The following is a 15,070-nucleotide window of genomic DNA, read 5'->3' as shown; positions in this document are numbered from 1 at the left end:
GTGAGCGGGCGCCTGGAGATTTTCCTATGTCATCTTCCGCCCCGAACGCTGTCCTCTCGGTCAGCGGTATCGGCAAGACCTATGCCCAACCGGTTCTGTCCGACATCACCCTGACGCTCAATCGCGGTGAAGTGTTGGCGCTGACCGGTGAGAACGGCGCAGGTAAAAGTACCTTGTCGAAGATCATCGGCGGGCTGGTCACGCCGACCACCGGGCACATGCAATTCAACGGACAAGACTATCGCCCGGGCAGTCGCACCCAGGCCGAAGAGCTGGGCGTGCGCATGGTCATGCAGGAGCTCAACCTGCTGCCGACGCTCACCGTGGCCGAAAACTTGTTCCTGGATAACCTGCCCAGTCACTGTGGCTGGATCAGCCGCAAGCAACTGCGCAAGGCGGCTATCGAAGCCATGGCCCAAGTCGGCCTGGACGCCATCGACCCGGACACGCTGGTTGGCAGCCTGGGCATTGGCCACCAGCAAATGGTCGAGATTGCGCGCAACCTGATTGGCGACTGCCATGTACTGATCCTCGACGAACCGACGGCGATGTTGACCGCCCGAGAAGTCGAGATGCTCTTTGAGCAGATCACCCGCCTGCAGGCCCGGGGTGTGGCGATCATTTACATTTCGCACCGGTTGGAAGAACTGGCCCGGGTTGCCCAGCGCATTGCGGTACTGCGTGACGGCAAGCTGGTGTGCGTCGAGCCGATGGCCAACTACAACAGCGAGCAACTGGTGACCTTGATGGTCGGCCGTGAGCTGGGTGAGCAGATCGACCTGGGTCCACGTACCCTAGGCGCGCCTGCGCTGACGGTAAAAGGCCTGACGCGCTCGGACAAGGTGCGCGATGTGTCCTTTGAAGTGCGTGCTGGCGAGATATACGGCATCTCCGGCCTGATTGGCGCCGGCCGTACCGAACTGCTGCGCCTGATCTTCGGCGCTGATCTCGCCGACAGTGGCACCGTGGCACTTGGCTCGCCGGCCCAGGTGGTGAGCATTCGCTCGCCGGTTGACGCGGTAGGCCACGGCATTGCCCTGATCACAGAGGACCGCAAGGGTGAGGGCTTGCTGCTGACCCAATCCATCAGCGCCAATATCGCCTTGGGCAACATGCCGGAAATTTCCGGCGGTGGCGTAGTCAACGGCCGTGATGAAACCGCTTTGGCCAAGCGTCAGATCGACGCCATGCGCATCCGCAGTTCCAGCCCCGCGCAGTTGGTGTCCGAATTGTCCGGCGGCAACCAGCAGAAAGTGGTGATTGGCCGCTGGCTGGAGCGCGACTGCTCGGTGATGCTGTTCGATGAGCCAACCCGAGGTATCGACGTGGGGGCCAAGTTCGACATATACGCCTTGCTGGGCGACTTGACCCGCCAGGGCAAAGCGCTGGTTGTAGTGTCCAGCGACCTGCGTGAGCTGATGCTGATCTGCGACCGCATCGGTGTGTTGTCTGCCGGGCGCCTGATCGAGACCTTCGAGCGTGACAGCTGGACCCAGGACGAATTGCTTGCCGCCGCCTTTGCTGGCTATCAGAAACGTGATGCGCTGCTCAATGACGCAGTGCTTAGGGATACCCCATGAAAACCACAACTAACCCCGGTAAAGCGGGCGGCAACTTCTACGGGCTTGGCACCTATCTGGGCCTGGCGGGCGCTTTGTTGGCGATGATCGCGCTGTTCTCGGTACTCAGCGATCACTTTCTGTCCTACGACACCTTCAGCACCCTGGCCAACCAGATCCCGGACCTGATGGTGCTCGCGGTCGGCATGACCTTCATCCTGATTATCGGCGGCATCGATTTGTCGGTGGGCTCGGTGCTGGCGTTGGCGGCGTCGGCGGTCAGCGTGGCGATCCTGGGGTGGGGCTGGAGCGTTGTGCCAGCCGCCATACTCGGCATGGCCTGTGCCGCGCTCGCGGGTACCATCACCGGTTCGATTACCGTGGCTTGGCGCATTCCGTCGTTCATCGTATCCCTCGGCGTGCTCGAAATGGCCCGTGGCGTGGCGTACCAGATGACCGGTTCGCGCACGGCGTACATTGGCGATTCTTTTGCCTGGCTGTCCAACCCGGTGGCCTTTGGTATTTCGCCGTCGTTCATCATTGCGTTGCTGGTCATCATCGCGGCGCAATTGGTGTTGACCCGCACGGTGTTCGGTCGCTACCTGATCGGTATCGGTACCAACGAAGAAGCGGTGCGTCTGGCAGGTATCAATCCAAAACCCTACAAGATCCTGGTGTTCAGCCTGATGGGGCTGCTGGCGGGTGTGGCGGCGCTGTTCCAGATTTCGCGATTGGAAGCGGCAGACCCGAACGCGGGTTCCGGCCTGGAGCTGCAAGTGATCGCGGCGGTGGTTATCGGCGGGACCAGCCTGATGGGCGGGCGTGGCTCGGTAATCAGCACCTTTTTTGGGGTGTTGATTATTTCGGTATTGGCCGCTGGCTTGGCGCAGATCGGTGCTACGGAACCGACCAAGCGCATCATCACCGGTGCGGTGATCGTGATTGCGGTGGTCCTCGATACCTACCGCAGCCAGCGCGCTAGTCGGCGGGGCTGAACCATGGCGACGATCAAGGATGTGGCAGCGCTTGCAGGTATTTCCTACACCACAGTGTCTCATGTGGTGAACAAGACGCGCCCGGTGAGTGAGCCAGTACGCATCAAAGTCGAAGCGGCGATCAAGCAGCTCGACTACGTGCCCAGTGCGGTCGCGCGTTCGCTCAAGGCCAAGACCACGGCGACGATTGGCCTGCTGGTGCCCAACAGCCTCAACCCATACTTTGCGGAGTTGGCCAGGGGCATCGAGGATTATTGCGAGCGTAACGGCTACTGCGTGATCCTGTGCAACTCCGATGATAACGCGGAAAAACAGCGCAACTATTTGCGGGTACTGCTGGAAAAACGCATCGACGGCTTGATCGTCACTTCGGTGGGGGGCGACGACAGCGGTCTCGCGGCTGGCTTGAGCGCCGTGCGCACGCCGATGGTCATTGTCGACCGGGCGTTGGACGGCATTGATGTCGATCTGGTACGCATCGATCATGAGGAGGGCGGTTACCTGGCGACCCGGCATTTGCTTGAACTGGGCCACCGCGACATCGCCTGCATCGGCGGCCCGGCTCACACCCGCGTCGCGCAGATGCGTCTGGCGGGTTATCACCGAGCACTACGCGAGGCGGGCGTGGAGGTGGCGGCCAGTCGCACCCAGGAAAGCGATTTCACCAGTACCGGCGGTTATGCTGCTGCTGTGCAATTACTGGCGCACAATCCGCCCAGCGCAATTTTCGCCAGCAACGACATGATTGGTTTCGGCGTGTTGCGTGCAGCCGCCGAGCGCAATATCCGCGTGCCTGGCGAGCTGTCGGTGATTGGTTTCGATGATATTCAAATGGGCCGCTACGTGTACCCGGCGCTGACCACGGTCGGGCAGTCGATCGTGCAACTGGGCGAGACGGCGGCGGAGCTTCTATTGCGACGAATTGCGACACCCCAACTGCCGATCGATCAACGCATCGTGACGCCGAGCATTGTATTGCGCGAGTCCACGGCCCCCGTCGCCGGTGTGTTTGCCCAATACCGCTGAACCGAATTGATGAGTATTGATGTATGTGCGCAAACGTAGTGGTAGTAGGCAGCTTGAACATGGACCTGGTCACCCGTGCCAGCCGGTTGCCCTGTGCCGGAGAAACCCTGATTGGCCAGACGTTCTCCACCGTGCCTGGCGGCAAAGGCGCCAACCAGGCGGTGGCATCCGCGCGGCTGGGCGCCCAGGTGGCGATGGTTGGCTGCGTCGGCAGCGATGCCTATGGCGCCCAGTTGCGTGATGCGCTGTTGGTAGAGGGTATCGACTGTCAGGCCGTCAGCCGTGTGGACGGCTCCAGCGGCGTGGCGCTGATCGTGGTGGATGACAGCAGCCAGAATGCGATTGTGATCGTCGCCGGCAGTAACGGCGAATTGACACCCGCTTCGTTACAGGCGGCTGACGCGGTGTTGCAGGCGGCCGACGTGATCATCTGCCAGCTCGAAGTGCCGATGGACACCGTGGGTTTTGCGCTCAAGCGGGGTCGTGAGCTGGGCAAGACGGTGATCCTCAATCCAGCGCCGGCCAGCGGCCCATTGCCTGCGCAGTGGTATGCATCGATCGATTACCTGATCCCCAATGAAAGCGAAGCCACGGCGCTGAGCGGTGTGACCGTCGACTCCCTGGAGAGCGCCAAGCTTGCCGCGACGCAACTGATAAAGGCCGGGGCTGGCAAAGTCATCATCACCTTGGGTTCCCAGGGCGCGCTGTTTGCCGACGGCCAGGCTTTTGAGCATCTGCTGGCGCCCAAGGTCAAGGCGGTGGATACCACGGCGGCGGGCGACACCTTTGTCGGTGGTTTTGCCGCGGCGCTGGCCAACGGCAAAAGCGAAGCCGAGGCCATCCGTTTCGGCCAGGTCGCAGCCGCGTTGTCAGTGACCCGCGCCGGTGCGCAACCCTCCATTCCTACGCTGCATGACGTACAAGGTTTTGTGCCCTCATGAAAAAAACCCCATTGCTCAATATTGCCCTGTCACGCGTGATCGCCTCCTTGGGCCACGGCGACATCCTGGTCATCGGCGATGCCGGTTTGCCCGTGCCGCCGGGTGTCGAGTTGATCGACCTGGCGCTGACCCAGGGCATTCCTGACTTCATCAGCACCTTGCGCATTGTGCTCAGTGAAATGCAGGTGGAAAGCCACGTATTGGCGCAAGAAATCCTGCACAAGCGACCGCCGGCGCTGACAGATCTGAATACGCTGGTAGAGCAAGCGGCGCTCGGTGAACGGCGTCTGCTCAGTCACGAAGAATTCAAGCAGCTCAGCCGCAAGGCGCGGGCCGTGGTGCGTACGGGTGAGTGCCAGCCCTATTGCAATATCGCGCTGGTGTCCGGCGTCACCTTCTAGAGTGTCCCAACAACAAGGAGTGTTTTATGCAACGTGGTCTTCCAACCCTGAGAAATCTGTTTCGGAGTGTTCTGCTCTTGTCCGCACTCACTGCAGCAAGCGCCCACGCGGCGGAAAAAATCGACCTGATCATTGATACCGATCCCGGTGCCGACGATGTGGTGGCGTTGCTGTTCGCCATGGCCTCGCCGGAAGAGTTGAGTATTCGTGCGCTGACTACCGTCGCCGGTAACGTGCGTCTGGACAAGACCTCACGCAACGCACGCCTGGCCCGCGAGTGGGCAGGGCGCGAGGACATTCCGGTGTACGCCGGTGCGCCCAAGCCGTTGCTGCGCACACCGATCTATGCCGAGAACATCCACGGCAAGGAAGGCATCTCCGGCGTTACCGTACACGAGCCGAAAAAAGGCCTGGCCGCCGGCAATGCCGTTGACTATCTGATCAAGACCTTGAGCACCGCCAAACCCCACAGCATCACCATTGCCATGCTGGGCCCGCAAACCAATCTGGCGCTGGCATTGACCCAGGCCCCAGAAATTACCCAGGGCATCAAGGAAGTGGTGGTGATGGGCGGTGCGCACTTCAACGGCGGCAATATTACGCCGGTGGCGGAGTTCAACCTGTTTGCCGACCCGGCGGCGGCAGAGATCGTGCTCAAGAGCGGCGTGAAGTTGACCTACCTGCCTCTGGACGTGACCCACAAGGTGCTGACCAGTGACGCACGCCTGAAGAAGATTGCCGACCTGAACAGCAACGCCAGCAAGGTCGTGAGCAATATTCTCAACGAGTACGTCAAGGGCGACATGGAGCACTACGGCATCCCGGGCGGGCCGGTGCATGACGCCACTGTCATCGCCTACTTGCTCAAGCCTTCGCTGTTCAGCGGTCGTCAGGCCAATATGGTGGTGGACAGCCGCGAAGGCCCGACTTTCGGCCAGACCATCGTCGATTGGTATGATGGCCTCAAGCAGGAAAAGAATGTGTTCTGGGTTGAAAACGGCGACGCCCAGGGCTTTTTCGATCTGCTGACCGAACGCCTCGCGCGTCTCAAGTAAAATCCTGGCTGGCCGGCGTTCGCCGGCCGCTTCCTATTCGCGCTCAGGGTTGTGTGCACCCATGTGATCGGCCGGGTATTTTGCAAATACCTGGGCGATGAACGCTTGCGCTGCCTGGGTGCCCAGTTCCTTGACCAGCAGGTCGATGCCGATGATCGCCAGCTCCTCTGTGCTTCCGGGGCTATAGGAGCTTTGCCCTTGGGGCCACTTGGCTTTGATGTCGGCTTGCAGCGTTACGGTGGTCATGAAGGTCTCACGGGGCTGAAATACTGGGCAGTGCGCTGGAGCGCGTTTCTTACGCGGGCAGTTAACCATTTTGTATCGACTTTGGCACTGATACTTAGGCATAAGGCGCTTCGGGATGAGGCGAGCGCTGTGCGACACTGTCCGCCTGTTTAATTGCCGGGGAACACCGCGTGCAGATCGATTTGAACAACCCCGAGAACCTGACTTTCGCCGCTGTGCGCCAACTGATCGCCAGTGCCAGCGACGATGAACATACTCAGTTGCGGGTCACCAAGGCCGGTATCGCCTATATCTCTTCCGGTACAGCAGTGGGTGGCGTGGACATCGACGACCTGTTGTTTCGCCTTGAGACCTGGGCCAAGGGGTCGGGCTATGTCGGTAATGTGGCCGCCAGCGACGAAGTCTGGGTCATGCAGATTTTCAACGCGCTGAAGCAGAACTGGCCGAAGCCGCCGTTTGACTACATCGATGTCTACTGAGTACGTTCATATCTGGTGACGATTGATCGGGCGAATGCCGGCCGAGAGTCAGGCAGACTTGCCTGCCGGCGGTTTACGTCTTGAAACCAATCCGCCCCACAGCTGTCGCACGATCTCTGTCCATTTTTTATCATAGGAGGCTTCATGCCTTGGAAGCTCGCATCATTCGGTACTTTGTTGGCAGCACTCGCGTTGGCGGGTTGCAGCACCCCGGGTGCCTCTGAGCCAGCCAAAGACGCCGCCGTGGCCGATGCTGGTCATAGCCGCTGTGAATCGAAAGCCGCTGAGTTCACGATCGGCCAGAAAGCCTCGCCTCAGTTGCTGGAGCAGGCCCGTACCCGCGCTGGTGCGCAGAACGCGCGGATCCTCAAGCCTAACGACATGATCACCCTGGAGTACCGCTCCGACCGCCTGAACCTGAACACCGATGACAACCTGGTGATCACGCGCGTCAACTGCGGCTGATTGTTTCCAGCTTTTGCAGCGCCCATAAAAAACCCCGTCACATGGACGGGGTTTTTTTTAGCTCAGCGGAGAATTACTCGCCGCGAACCTGTGCAGCTTGCATACCCTTTTGGCCTTTCTCAGCCACGAAGGAAACGGTTTGGCCTTCTTTCAGGCTTTTGAAACCGTCGCTTTCGATAGCTTTGAAGTGTACGAACAGGTCGTCACCGCCACCTTGAGGAGTGATGAAGCCGAAGCCTTTTTCATCGTTGAACCATTTAACGGTGCCGGTTTGGCGATTAGACATGGTGTATCTCCAAGAAACATATATTTTCAGTAGTGCTGTGCTGCTCAGGCCAACTGGGCACACCGGGCTATCATAGTCGAAATGTTCGGCTTGGGAGCCCCCCCAAGGCATTGTTTGCTAATCAATAGCGTTGCGTTTAGTGCCTGTCTTCGCTGAAAGCCCCGATCTACGGGGCTTTGGTGCGAAATATCAGCTGGTAAAAAAAGCCGTAAAAGCTGCGTAATTTGTGCGAAATGGCAGTTTTTGCGCTGTTTTTTCAGCTAAACGCCGGTCTGATCAGGGGTCTTTCTTACTTTTTCTTCACGACTTTGCACGAGGAAATAGCCGCGACTGCTTTGTTTTTAAGCTCAGGCTTGGCATTCGGGTTTGTCATGAGTTCTTTGATCTCGGCAGTGCTCAGCTCTGCGTTGATCTTGTCCGCGCCACATTCGCAGTGGGCTTTGGCGGTTTTGGCATCTACGTTCTGGCTGGCGGCGGCGCTGCAGTCGCTGACGAAGCTGTCGCGGGCACCGGCTGGCCAGTTCGACGGGGCCGCTGCCTGTGCACCGAGGGACAGGAGGGTCAGGGAGGCAGCGAGAGCGAGGGTCGAGGTGAAACGCATCATGGGATGCTCCTTTGGGTCGGGGACGAACGGCGATTCTCAGTGGGTTTGAGGCATTGCGTACAGCTCAAGTTCCGTTTTGCAGCTACAAAGCCTGGAATTTGTCATTACCTGGCATGGCGTCGGCGCGATGACCGTTCATCTGTGCTAGCATCGCAGCCCTGGCTATTTCCAGGTGCGCCATTTGCCGCCTTGCCATGTTCTTTTTAGCTCACTCCAGTCACTCTGGTTCGATTATCGGTTGGCCGCAAGGCTCCTGCCGCTGTAAGGCAGGCGTTCATCATTGAACGGCCTGGTGTTGGATCTTGTACTGGCTCATCCCAACCCACGTGACCTTTGGTAGGGGTCACCACTAGGAGAGGAGGCGCCATGCCAACTATTACTCTTCCCGACGGCAGTCAACGTTCATTCGATCATCCGGTTTCCGTAGCCGAGGTCGCCGCATCCATTGGTGCTGGCCTGGCCAAGGCCACCGTGGCCGGCAAGGTCGACGGCAAACTGGTTGATGCCAGTGACCTGATCTGCGCCGATGCCAGCCTGCAAATCATCACCCCCAAGGATCAAGAAGGGCTGGAGATCATTCGCCACTCTTGTGCTCACCTGATTGGCCACGCGGTCAAGCAGCTGTACCCGACGGCGAAAATGGTGATCGGCCCGGTCATCGATGAAGGCTTCTATTACGATATCGCCTATGAGCGTCCTTTTACTCCGGACGACTTGGCCGCCATCGAACAGCGCATGCACGCCCTGATCGAAAAAGATTACGACGTGATCAAGAAAGTCACGCCGCGCGCCGAAGTGATCGACGTGTTCACCGCCCGTGGCGAAGACTACAAGCTGCGCCTGGTGGAAGACATGCCGGAAGAGCAGGCCATGGGCCTGTACTACCACGAGGAATATGTCGACATGTGCCGTGGCCCGCACGTGCCGAACACGCGCTTTCTGAAGTCGTTCAAGCTGACCAAGCTGTCCGGTGCCTACTGGCGCGGCGATGCGAAGAACGAGCAACTGCAGCGGATCTACGGTACTGCCTGGGCTGACAAGAAGCAGCTGGCCGCCTACATCCAGCGCATCGAAGAAGCCGAAAAGCGCGACCATCGCAAGATCGGCAAGCGCCTGAACCTCTTCCACCTCCAGGAAGAAGCGCCGGGCATGGTGTTCTGGCACCCGAACGGCTGGACCCTGTACCAAGTGCTTGAGCAGTACATGCGCAAGGTACAGCGTGACAACGGCTACCTGGAGATCAAGACTCCGCAGGTCGTTGACCGCAGCCTCTGGGAGAAATCCGGGCACTGGGCCAACTACGCCGACAACATGTTCACCACCCAGTCGGAAAACCGCGACTACGCCATCAAGCCAATGAACTGCCCTTGCCATGTGCAGGTGTTCAACCAAGGCCTGAAGAGCTACCGCGAGTTGCCGATGCGCCTGGCCGAGTTCGGTGCCTGCCACCGTAACGAGCCATCGGGTGCGCTGCACGGCATCATGCGTGTACGTGGCTTTACCCAGGACGACGCCCACATTTTCTGCACCGAAGAGCAGATGCAGGCTGAATCCGCCGCGTTCATCAAGCTGACCATGGATGTTTATCGCGATTTCGGCTTCACAGACGTCGAGATGAAGCTGTCCACTCGTCCGGAAAAACGCGTCGGTTCCGACGAGCTGTGGGATCGCGCCGAAGCGGCATTGGCCGCAGCGCTGGACAGTGCGGGCCTTGCGTACGACCTGCAGCCGGGCGAGGGGGCCTTCTACGGTCCGAAGATCGAGTTCTCGCTGAAAGATTGCCTTGGTCGCGTCTGGCAGTGTGGTACCCTGCAGCTCGATTTTAACCTGCCGATCCGTCTGGGAGCCGAATACGTCTCCGAAGACAACAGCCGTAAACACCCGGTTATGCTGCACCGGGCGATCCTCGGCTCGTTCGAACGGTTCGTCGGGATCCTGATCGAGCACTACGAGGGAGCATTCCCTGCGTGGCTGGCGCCGACCCAGGCAGTGATCATGAATATCACTGATAAACAGGCAGATTTTGCCGCTGAAGTTGAAAAAACTCTCAACGAAAGCGGATTTCGTGCCAAGTCCGACTTGAGAAATGAAAAGATCGGCTTTAAAATCCGCGAGCATACTTTGCTCAAGGTTCCCTATCTTTTGGTTATCGGAGATCGGGAAGTCGAGATGCAGACTGTCGCTGTGCGTACTCGTGAAGGTGCTGACCTGGGCTCGATGCCCGTCGCCCAGTTCGCTGAGTTCCTCGCGCAAGCGGTTTCCCGGCGTGGTCGCCCAGATTCGGAGTAATTATTATTAAGCGTGAAATGAGACAAGATAAACGAGCTGCACCGAAAGCCCCGATCAACGAGAATATCTCGGCACGCGAGGTTCGGTTAATTGGCGCTGACGGCGAGCAGATTGGCATCGTCTCGATTGATGAAGCGCTTCGTATCGCTGAAGAGTCCAAATTGGACCTGGTGGAAATCTCCGCCGACGCAGTCCCGCCTGTTTGCCGGGTGATGGACTACGGCAAATCGATCTTCGAAAAGAAGAAGCAGATTGCTGCGGCGAAGAAGAACCAAAAGCAGATTCAAGTAAAAGAAATCAAGTTTCGTCCAGGGACGGAGGAAGGGGATTACCAGGTAAAACTGCGCAACCTGGTACGTTTCCTGAGTGATGGGGACAGGGCCAAGGTATCCTTGCGATTCCGCGGCCGTGAGATGGCCCACCAGGAGCTGGGGATGGAACTCCTCAAGCGGGTTGAAGCTGACCTGCTCGAGTACGGTTCGGTCGAACAGCATCCTAAGATGGAAGGACGCCAGCTGATCATGGTCATCGCCCCGAAAAAGAAGAAGTAATCAACAGGGCACGGCAGGCCTTCTGATTATGTTTATCAACTGAATGCGGAGTATCCGAACATGCCAAAGATGAAGACTAAAAGTGGTGCTGCTAAGCGGTTTCTGAAAACTGCTAACGGTATCAAGCACAAGCACGCTTTCAAGAGCCACATCCTGACCAAAATGTCGACCAAGCGTAAGCGTCAACTGCGCGGTAGCAGCTTGCTGCATCCGTCTGACGTGGCAAAAGTCGAGCGCATGCTGCGCCTTCGTTAATTTTTGGATCAAGACTAGAGGAAGTAACTCATGGCTCGTGTAAAGCGTGGCGTCATTGCCCGTAAACGTCACAAAAAAATTCTGAAACTTGCTAAAGGCTACTACGGCGCGCGTTCACGCGTATTCCGTGTTGCCAAGCAAGCGGTAATCAAGGCAGGCCAATACGCCTACCGCGACCGTCGTCAGAAAAAACGTCAGTTCCGCGCTCTGTGGATCGCTCGTATCAACGCTGGTGCACGTGTTAACGGTCTGTCCTACAGCCGTTTCATCGCTGGCCTGAAAAAAGCTTCCATCGAGATCGACCGTAAGGTTCTGGCCGAACTGGCAGTGAACGAAAAAGCGGTGTTTGCTGCGATTGTCGAGAAAGCTAAAGCCACTCTGGCTTAAGTACCCCCGACAATCACCCTGGGCTACTCCTGTAGTCCAAGGTGGTAAACGTCTTAAATAGGGGAAGAGCCTTCAAGCTCTTCCCCTATTTTGTATCTGGAGTCTGTACATGGAAAACCTGGACGCGCTCGTCGCTCAAGCTCTTGAGGCTGTGCAAAGCGCTGAAGATATCAATGCCCTGGAGCAAATCCGGGTTCACTACCTTGGCAAAAAGGGTGAATTGACTCAGGTGATGAAGACCCTGGGGAATTTGCCGGCTGAAGAGCGCCCGCAAGTCGGCGCGCTAATCAACGTCGCCAAGGAACGTGTTACAGAGGTGCTCAATGCGCGCAAGGCGACGATGGAGGAGGCCGATCTTGCGGCCAAACTCGCCGCCGAGTCCATTGACGTAACCTTGCCTGGCCGTGGCCAGGCCTCGGGCGGCCTGCATCCGATCACCCGGACTCTGGAACGTATCGAGCAGTTCTTCACCCATATCGGCTACGGCATTGCCGAAGGCCCTGAGGTCGAAGACGACTATCACAACTTCGAGGCGCTCAACATCCCAGGCCACCACCCGGCCCGGTCGATGCACGACACCTTCTATTTCAACGCGAACATGCTGTTGCGCACCCATACCTCGCCGGTACAGGTCCGCACCATGGAAGCGAACAAGCCGCCGATCCGCATTGTCTGCCCAGGCCGTGTGTACCGTAGCGACTCCGATATCACCCACTCGCCGATGTTCCACCAGGTCGAAGGCCTGCTGGTTGATCGCGATATCAACTTCGCCGACCTCAAGGGCACCATCGAAGAGTTCCTTCGTGTGTTCTTCGAGAAAGAACTGGCGGTGCGTTTCCGTCCATCGTTCTTCCCGTTCACCGAGCCGTCCGCTGAAGTCGACATGGAATGTGTGATGTGCAGCGGCAAAGGCTGCCGCGTGTGCAAGCAAACCGGCTGGCTGGAAGTGATGGGCTGCGGCATGGTTCACCCCAATGTGCTGCGCATGTCCGGGATCGACCCGGAAGAGTTCTCGGGCTTTGCCTTCGGCATGGGCGTTGAGCGCCTGGCCATGCTGCGTTACGGCGTGAACGACTTGCGTCTGTTCTTCGACAACGACTTGCGGTTCCTCGCGCAATTTCGCTAGTCGTAACGAATCTTTAGGAGAGCAGGATGAAATTCAGTGAACAATGGCTGCGTGGCTGGGTAAGCCCGCAGGTAGGTCGCGACGAGCTGGTTGCCCGTCTGTCGATGGCCGGTCTTGAGGTCGATAGCGTCACGCCGGCCGCCGGTATTTTCAGCGGTGTGGTCGTGGGCGAGGTGCTGAGCACCGAGCAGCACCCGGATGCCGACAAGTTGCGTGTGTGCCAGGTCAGCAATGGCGCGGAAACCTTCCAGGTCGTGTGCGGAGCGCCCAATGTGCGCCCGGGCCTGAAGATCCCGTTCGCGATGATCGGCGCTGAGCTGCCGGGCGACTTCAAGATCAAGAAGGCCAAGCTGCGGGGCGTCGAGTCCAACGGCATGCTGTGCTCCCAAGCCGAACTGCAAGTAGGCGAGGGCAACGATGGCCTGATGGAACTGCCGGCCGACGCGCCAGTGGGCCAGGACATCCGCGTTTACCTGGAACTGGAAGACGCGAGCATCGAGGTCGACCTGACCCCGAACCGCGGCGACTGCCTGTCCCTGGCCGGTCTGGCCCGTGAAGTCGGGGCGCTCTACAACGCGCCGGTCACCCGTCCAGTGGTTGCCAGCGTGCCGGCTGTACACGACGAAGTGCGTGCGATTGAAGTGCTGGCGCCACACGCTTGCCCGCGTTACCTGGGTCGTGTGATCCGTAACGTTGACCTGTCCAAGCCAACGCCTCTGTGGATGGTTGAGCGTCTGCGTCGCGCCGACGTACGCAGCATCGACGCTGCCGTTGATATCACCAACTACGTGATGCTGGAGCTGGGTCAACCGCTGCACGCTTTTGATCTCGCCGAGATCAACGGTGGCATCCGCGTACGCATGGCTGAAGAAGGCGAGAAGCTTGTACTGCTCGACGGCCAGGAAGTCAGCCTGCGCGCCGACACCCTGGTCATCGCCGACCACTCCCGCGCCCTGGCAATCGCCGGCGTGATGGGTGGCGAGCACAGCGGTGTGTCTGCGACCACTCGCGACGTTTTCCTTGAAAGTGCGTTCTTCGACCAGATCGCCATCGCTGGCAAGGCCCGTTCCTATGGCCTGCACACCGATGCTTCGCACCGCTACGAGCGTGGTGTGGACTGGCAACTGGCCCGTGAAGCCATGGAGCGCGCCACCGGCCTGCTGCTGGAAATCACCGGCGGCGAAGCCGGCCCGATCACCGAAACCGTCAACGAGCAGTTCTTGCCGTCCGTTGCGCCGATCACCCTGCGCGCCAAAAGCGTTGAGCAGATGCTGGGCCTGGTGATCGAGCCGGCTGAAATCGAGCAACTGTTGTCGGCCCTGGGCCTGGCTATCTCGGTGAGTGGGGAAGGGCAGTGGCACGTTGAAGTGCCAAGCCATCGTTTCGATATCAGCCTCGAAGTGGACCTGATCGAAGAGCTGGCGCGCCTGTACGGCTACAACCGCCTGCCGGTTCGTTACCCGCAAGCGCGTCTGGCGCCACAACCGAAGGCTGAGGCGCGTGCGCACCTGCCGGAGTTGCGTCGTCTGCTGGTGGCCCGTGGTTACCAGGAAGCGGTGACCTACAGCTTTATCGATCCGAAGCAGTTCGAACTGTTCAACCCGGGCGTCGAGCCGCTGTTGCTGGCCAACCCGATTTCCAACGACATGGCGGCCATGCGTTCGTCCCTGTGGCCAGGCCTGGTGAAAGCACTTTCCCACAACCTGAACCGTCAGCAAGACCGCGTGCGCATGTTCGAAAGCGGCCTGCGTTTCGTCGGTCAGCTGGATGGCCTGAAACAAGAGCCGATGCTGGCTGGCGTGGTGTGCGGTAGCCGTCTGCCGGAAGGCTGGGCGCAGGGCCGCGATGCCGTGGACTTCTTTGACGTCAAGGCTGACGTGGAAGCGGTACTGGGCTTCGCCGGTGCACTGGATGCCTTCACCTTCCTGCCTGGCAGCCACCCGGCGCTGCACCCGGGCCAGACTGCACGCATCGAGCGTGAAGGGCGTTTGGTTGGTTTTGTCGGTGCCATTCACCCGGAACTGTCGAAAACCCTCGGTCTTGACCGTCCGGTGTTCGTGTTCGAACTGGTCCTGGCAGAAGTGGCCGCGGGCAAGATGCCGAAGTTCAGCGAGCTGTCGCGCTTCCCTGAAGTGCGCCGCGACCTGGCCTTGATCGCCGACCGTGAAGTGGCCGCCACTGCCGTTCTGGATGTAATCCGTGAAAATGCAGGGGAATGGCTGACGGACCTCAGGCTATTTGACGTCTATCAGGGTAAAGGTATTGATCCGCATAGAAAAAGCCTCGCAGTTGGCTTGACCTGGCAGCATCCATCGCGCACTCTTAATGACGATGAGGTGAATACCACGACACAAAATATCCTCACCTCGCTCGAACAAAGGTTGAACGCCACGTTAAGGAAGTGA

At 59.1% G+C, this 15,070-nt stretch carries 17 protein-coding genes; 14 read left to right on the top strand and 3 right to left on the bottom strand.

Going from position 1 to position 15,070, the window contains the following annotated elements; all coding sequences use genetic code 11:
- Positions 1-26: 26 nt before the first annotated feature.
- The 6 genes from NUV89_RS08485 to NUV89_RS08460 are packed head-to-tail and all read left to right on the top strand — an operon-like array spanning position 27 to position 5,977.
- The gene (locus NUV89_RS08485; protein WP_257780964.1) at positions 27-1,580 is read left to right on the top strand and encodes a sugar ABC transporter ATP-binding protein; all 1,554 of its coding nucleotides are present in this window, start codon (positions 27-29) and stop codon (positions 1,578-1,580) included.
- Positions 1,577-2,554 carry an ABC transporter permease gene (locus NUV89_RS08480; RefSeq protein WP_257780963.1) on the top strand — a complete coding sequence of 326 codons (978 nt, stop codon included), beginning with the start codon at positions 1,577-1,579 and terminating at the stop codon, positions 2,552-2,554. The genes NUV89_RS08485 and NUV89_RS08480 overlap by 4 nt, the downstream gene beginning before the upstream one ends.
- Positions 2,555-2,557: 3 nt before the next feature.
- Positions 2,558-3,580 (top strand): LacI family DNA-binding transcriptional regulator, encoded by a 1,023-nt coding sequence (locus NUV89_RS08475; protein ID WP_257780962.1) that lies wholly within the window; start codon positions 2,558-2,560, stop codon positions 3,578-3,580.
- Between the two features lie 23 nt (positions 3,581-3,603).
- Complete coding sequence (gene rbsK / locus NUV89_RS08470) at positions 3,604-4,521, top strand: ribokinase (protein WP_257780961.1); 918 nt, start codon at positions 3,604-3,606, stop codon at positions 4,519-4,521.
- A complete protein-coding gene (gene rbsD / locus NUV89_RS08465; RefSeq protein WP_257780960.1) occupies positions 4,518-4,922 on the top strand; it encodes a D-ribose pyranase in 405 nt (134 codons plus the stop codon). Before rbsK ends, rbsD begins: the two co-directional genes overlap by 4 nt.
- 26 nt (positions 4,923-4,948) lie before the next feature.
- Positions 4,949-5,977 (top strand): nucleoside hydrolase, encoded by a 1,029-nt coding sequence (locus NUV89_RS08460; protein ID WP_257780959.1) that lies wholly within the window; start codon positions 4,949-4,951, stop codon positions 5,975-5,977.
- A gap of 33 nt (positions 5,978-6,010) precedes the next feature.
- On the opposite strand, the gene NUV89_RS08455 is transcribed toward NUV89_RS08460, so the two are convergent.
- Entirely contained in the window at positions 6,011-6,223 is a 213-nt protein-coding gene (locus NUV89_RS08455; RefSeq protein ID WP_017737828.1) for a hypothetical protein, read from the bottom strand.
- A gap of 170 nt (positions 6,224-6,393) precedes the next feature.
- On the opposite strand from NUV89_RS08455, the gene NUV89_RS08450 reads away from it, so the two are divergent.
- Together NUV89_RS08450 and NUV89_RS08445 are read left to right on the top strand one after the other, a co-directional pair.
- A complete protein-coding gene (locus tag NUV89_RS08450) occupies positions 6,394-6,702 on the top strand; it encodes a hypothetical protein (protein WP_257780958.1) in 309 nt (102 codons plus the stop codon).
- Between the two features lie 144 nt (positions 6,703-6,846).
- A complete protein-coding gene (locus NUV89_RS08445) occupies positions 6,847-7,167 on the top strand; it encodes an I78 family peptidase inhibitor (protein WP_025857833.1) in 321 nt (106 codons plus the stop codon).
- 73 nt (positions 7,168-7,240) lie between these two features.
- On the opposite strand, the gene NUV89_RS08440 is transcribed toward NUV89_RS08445, so the two are convergent.
- Together NUV89_RS08440 and NUV89_RS08435 are read right to left on the bottom strand one after the other, a co-directional pair.
- Positions 7,241-7,453, bottom strand: a complete 213-nt coding sequence (locus NUV89_RS08440) for a cold-shock protein (protein ID WP_003234260.1) — start codon at positions 7,451-7,453, stop codon at positions 7,241-7,243.
- 289 nt (positions 7,454-7,742) lie between these two features.
- A complete protein-coding gene (locus tag NUV89_RS08435) occupies positions 7,743-8,057 on the bottom strand; it encodes a hypothetical protein (RefSeq protein WP_257780957.1) in 315 nt (104 codons plus the stop codon).
- A 366-nt stretch (positions 8,058-8,423) separates the two neighbouring features.
- Between NUV89_RS08435 and thrS the strand changes: the two genes are divergently transcribed.
- The 6 genes from thrS to pheT all read left to right on the top strand — a co-directional run bounded on the left by thrS (position 8,424) and on the right by pheT (position 15,070).
- Positions 8,424-10,346, top strand: a complete 1,923-nt coding sequence (thrS, locus tag NUV89_RS08430) for a threonine--tRNA ligase (protein ID WP_257780956.1) — start codon at positions 8,424-8,426, stop codon at positions 10,344-10,346.
- A complete protein-coding gene (infC, locus tag NUV89_RS08425) occupies positions 10,346-10,897 on the top strand; it encodes a translation initiation factor IF-3 (RefSeq protein ID WP_169850653.1) in 552 nt (183 codons plus the stop codon). Before thrS ends, infC begins: the two co-directional genes overlap by 1 nt.
- 60 nt (positions 10,898-10,957) lie before the next feature.
- The gene (rpmI, locus tag NUV89_RS08420) at positions 10,958-11,152 is read left to right on the top strand and encodes a 50S ribosomal protein L35 (protein WP_002553160.1); all 195 of its coding nucleotides are present in this window, start codon (positions 10,958-10,960) and stop codon (positions 11,150-11,152) included.
- Between the two features lie 30 nt (positions 11,153-11,182).
- Positions 11,183-11,539, top strand: a complete 357-nt coding sequence (rplT, locus tag NUV89_RS08415; protein ID WP_003174975.1) for a 50S ribosomal protein L20 — start codon at positions 11,183-11,185, stop codon at positions 11,537-11,539.
- A gap of 109 nt (positions 11,540-11,648) precedes the next feature.
- Entirely contained in the window at positions 11,649-12,665 is a 1,017-nt protein-coding gene (pheS, locus tag NUV89_RS08410; RefSeq protein ID WP_017737822.1) for a phenylalanine--tRNA ligase subunit alpha, read from the top strand.
- A gap of 26 nt (positions 12,666-12,691) precedes the next feature.
- Complete coding sequence (gene pheT / locus NUV89_RS08405) at positions 12,692-15,070, top strand: phenylalanine--tRNA ligase subunit beta (RefSeq protein WP_257780955.1); 2,379 nt, start codon at positions 12,692-12,694, stop codon at positions 15,068-15,070.

Source organism: Pseudomonas sp. 18.1.10, assembly GCF_024655625.1.
In the GTDB taxonomy this organism is placed as follows: domain Bacteria; phylum Pseudomonadota; class Gammaproteobacteria; order Pseudomonadales; family Pseudomonadaceae; genus Aquipseudomonas.
Note: the sequence above shows the minus strand (reverse complement) of the source record. Positions and strands in the feature narration are given on the sequence as shown.

Coding starts and splice junctions, on each gene's coding strand:
- NUV89_RS08480 (WP_257780963.1), top strand. CDS start 1,577: ATGAAAACCACAACTAACCCCGGTAAAGCGGGCGGCAACTTCTACGGG.
- NUV89_RS08435 (WP_257780957.1), bottom strand. CDS start 8,057: ATGATGCGTTTCACCTCGACCCTCGCTCTCGCTGCCTCCCTGACCCTC.
- NUV89_RS08455 (WP_017737828.1), bottom strand. CDS start 6,223: ATGACCACCGTAACGCTGCAAGCCGACATCAAAGCCAAGTGGCCCCAA.
- NUV89_RS08475 (WP_257780962.1), top strand. CDS start 2,558: ATGGCGACGATCAAGGATGTGGCAGCGCTTGCAGGTATTTCCTACACC.
- NUV89_RS08445 (WP_025857833.1), top strand. CDS start 6,847: ATGCCTTGGAAGCTCGCATCATTCGGTACTTTGTTGGCAGCACTCGCG.
- rbsK (WP_257780961.1), top strand. CDS start 3,604: ATGTGCGCAAACGTAGTGGTAGTAGGCAGCTTGAACATGGACCTGGTC.
- NUV89_RS08460 (WP_257780959.1), top strand. CDS start 4,949: ATGCAACGTGGTCTTCCAACCCTGAGAAATCTGTTTCGGAGTGTTCTG.
- rplT (WP_003174975.1), top strand. CDS start 11,183: ATGGCTCGTGTAAAGCGTGGCGTCATTGCCCGTAAACGTCACAAAAAA.
- thrS (WP_257780956.1), top strand. CDS start 8,424: ATGCCAACTATTACTCTTCCCGACGGCAGTCAACGTTCATTCGATCAT.
- rpmI (WP_002553160.1), top strand. CDS start 10,958: ATGCCAAAGATGAAGACTAAAAGTGGTGCTGCTAAGCGGTTTCTGAAA.
- NUV89_RS08440 (WP_003234260.1), bottom strand. CDS start 7,453: ATGTCTAATCGCCAAACCGGCACCGTTAAATGGTTCAACGATGAAAAA.
- rbsD (WP_257780960.1), top strand. CDS start 4,518: ATGAAAAAAACCCCATTGCTCAATATTGCCCTGTCACGCGTGATCGCC.
- pheS (WP_017737822.1), top strand. CDS start 11,649: ATGGAAAACCTGGACGCGCTCGTCGCTCAAGCTCTTGAGGCTGTGCAA.
- pheT (WP_257780955.1), top strand. CDS start 12,692: ATGAAATTCAGTGAACAATGGCTGCGTGGCTGGGTAAGCCCGCAGGTA.
- NUV89_RS08485 (WP_257780964.1), top strand. CDS start 27: ATGTCATCTTCCGCCCCGAACGCTGTCCTCTCGGTCAGCGGTATCGGC.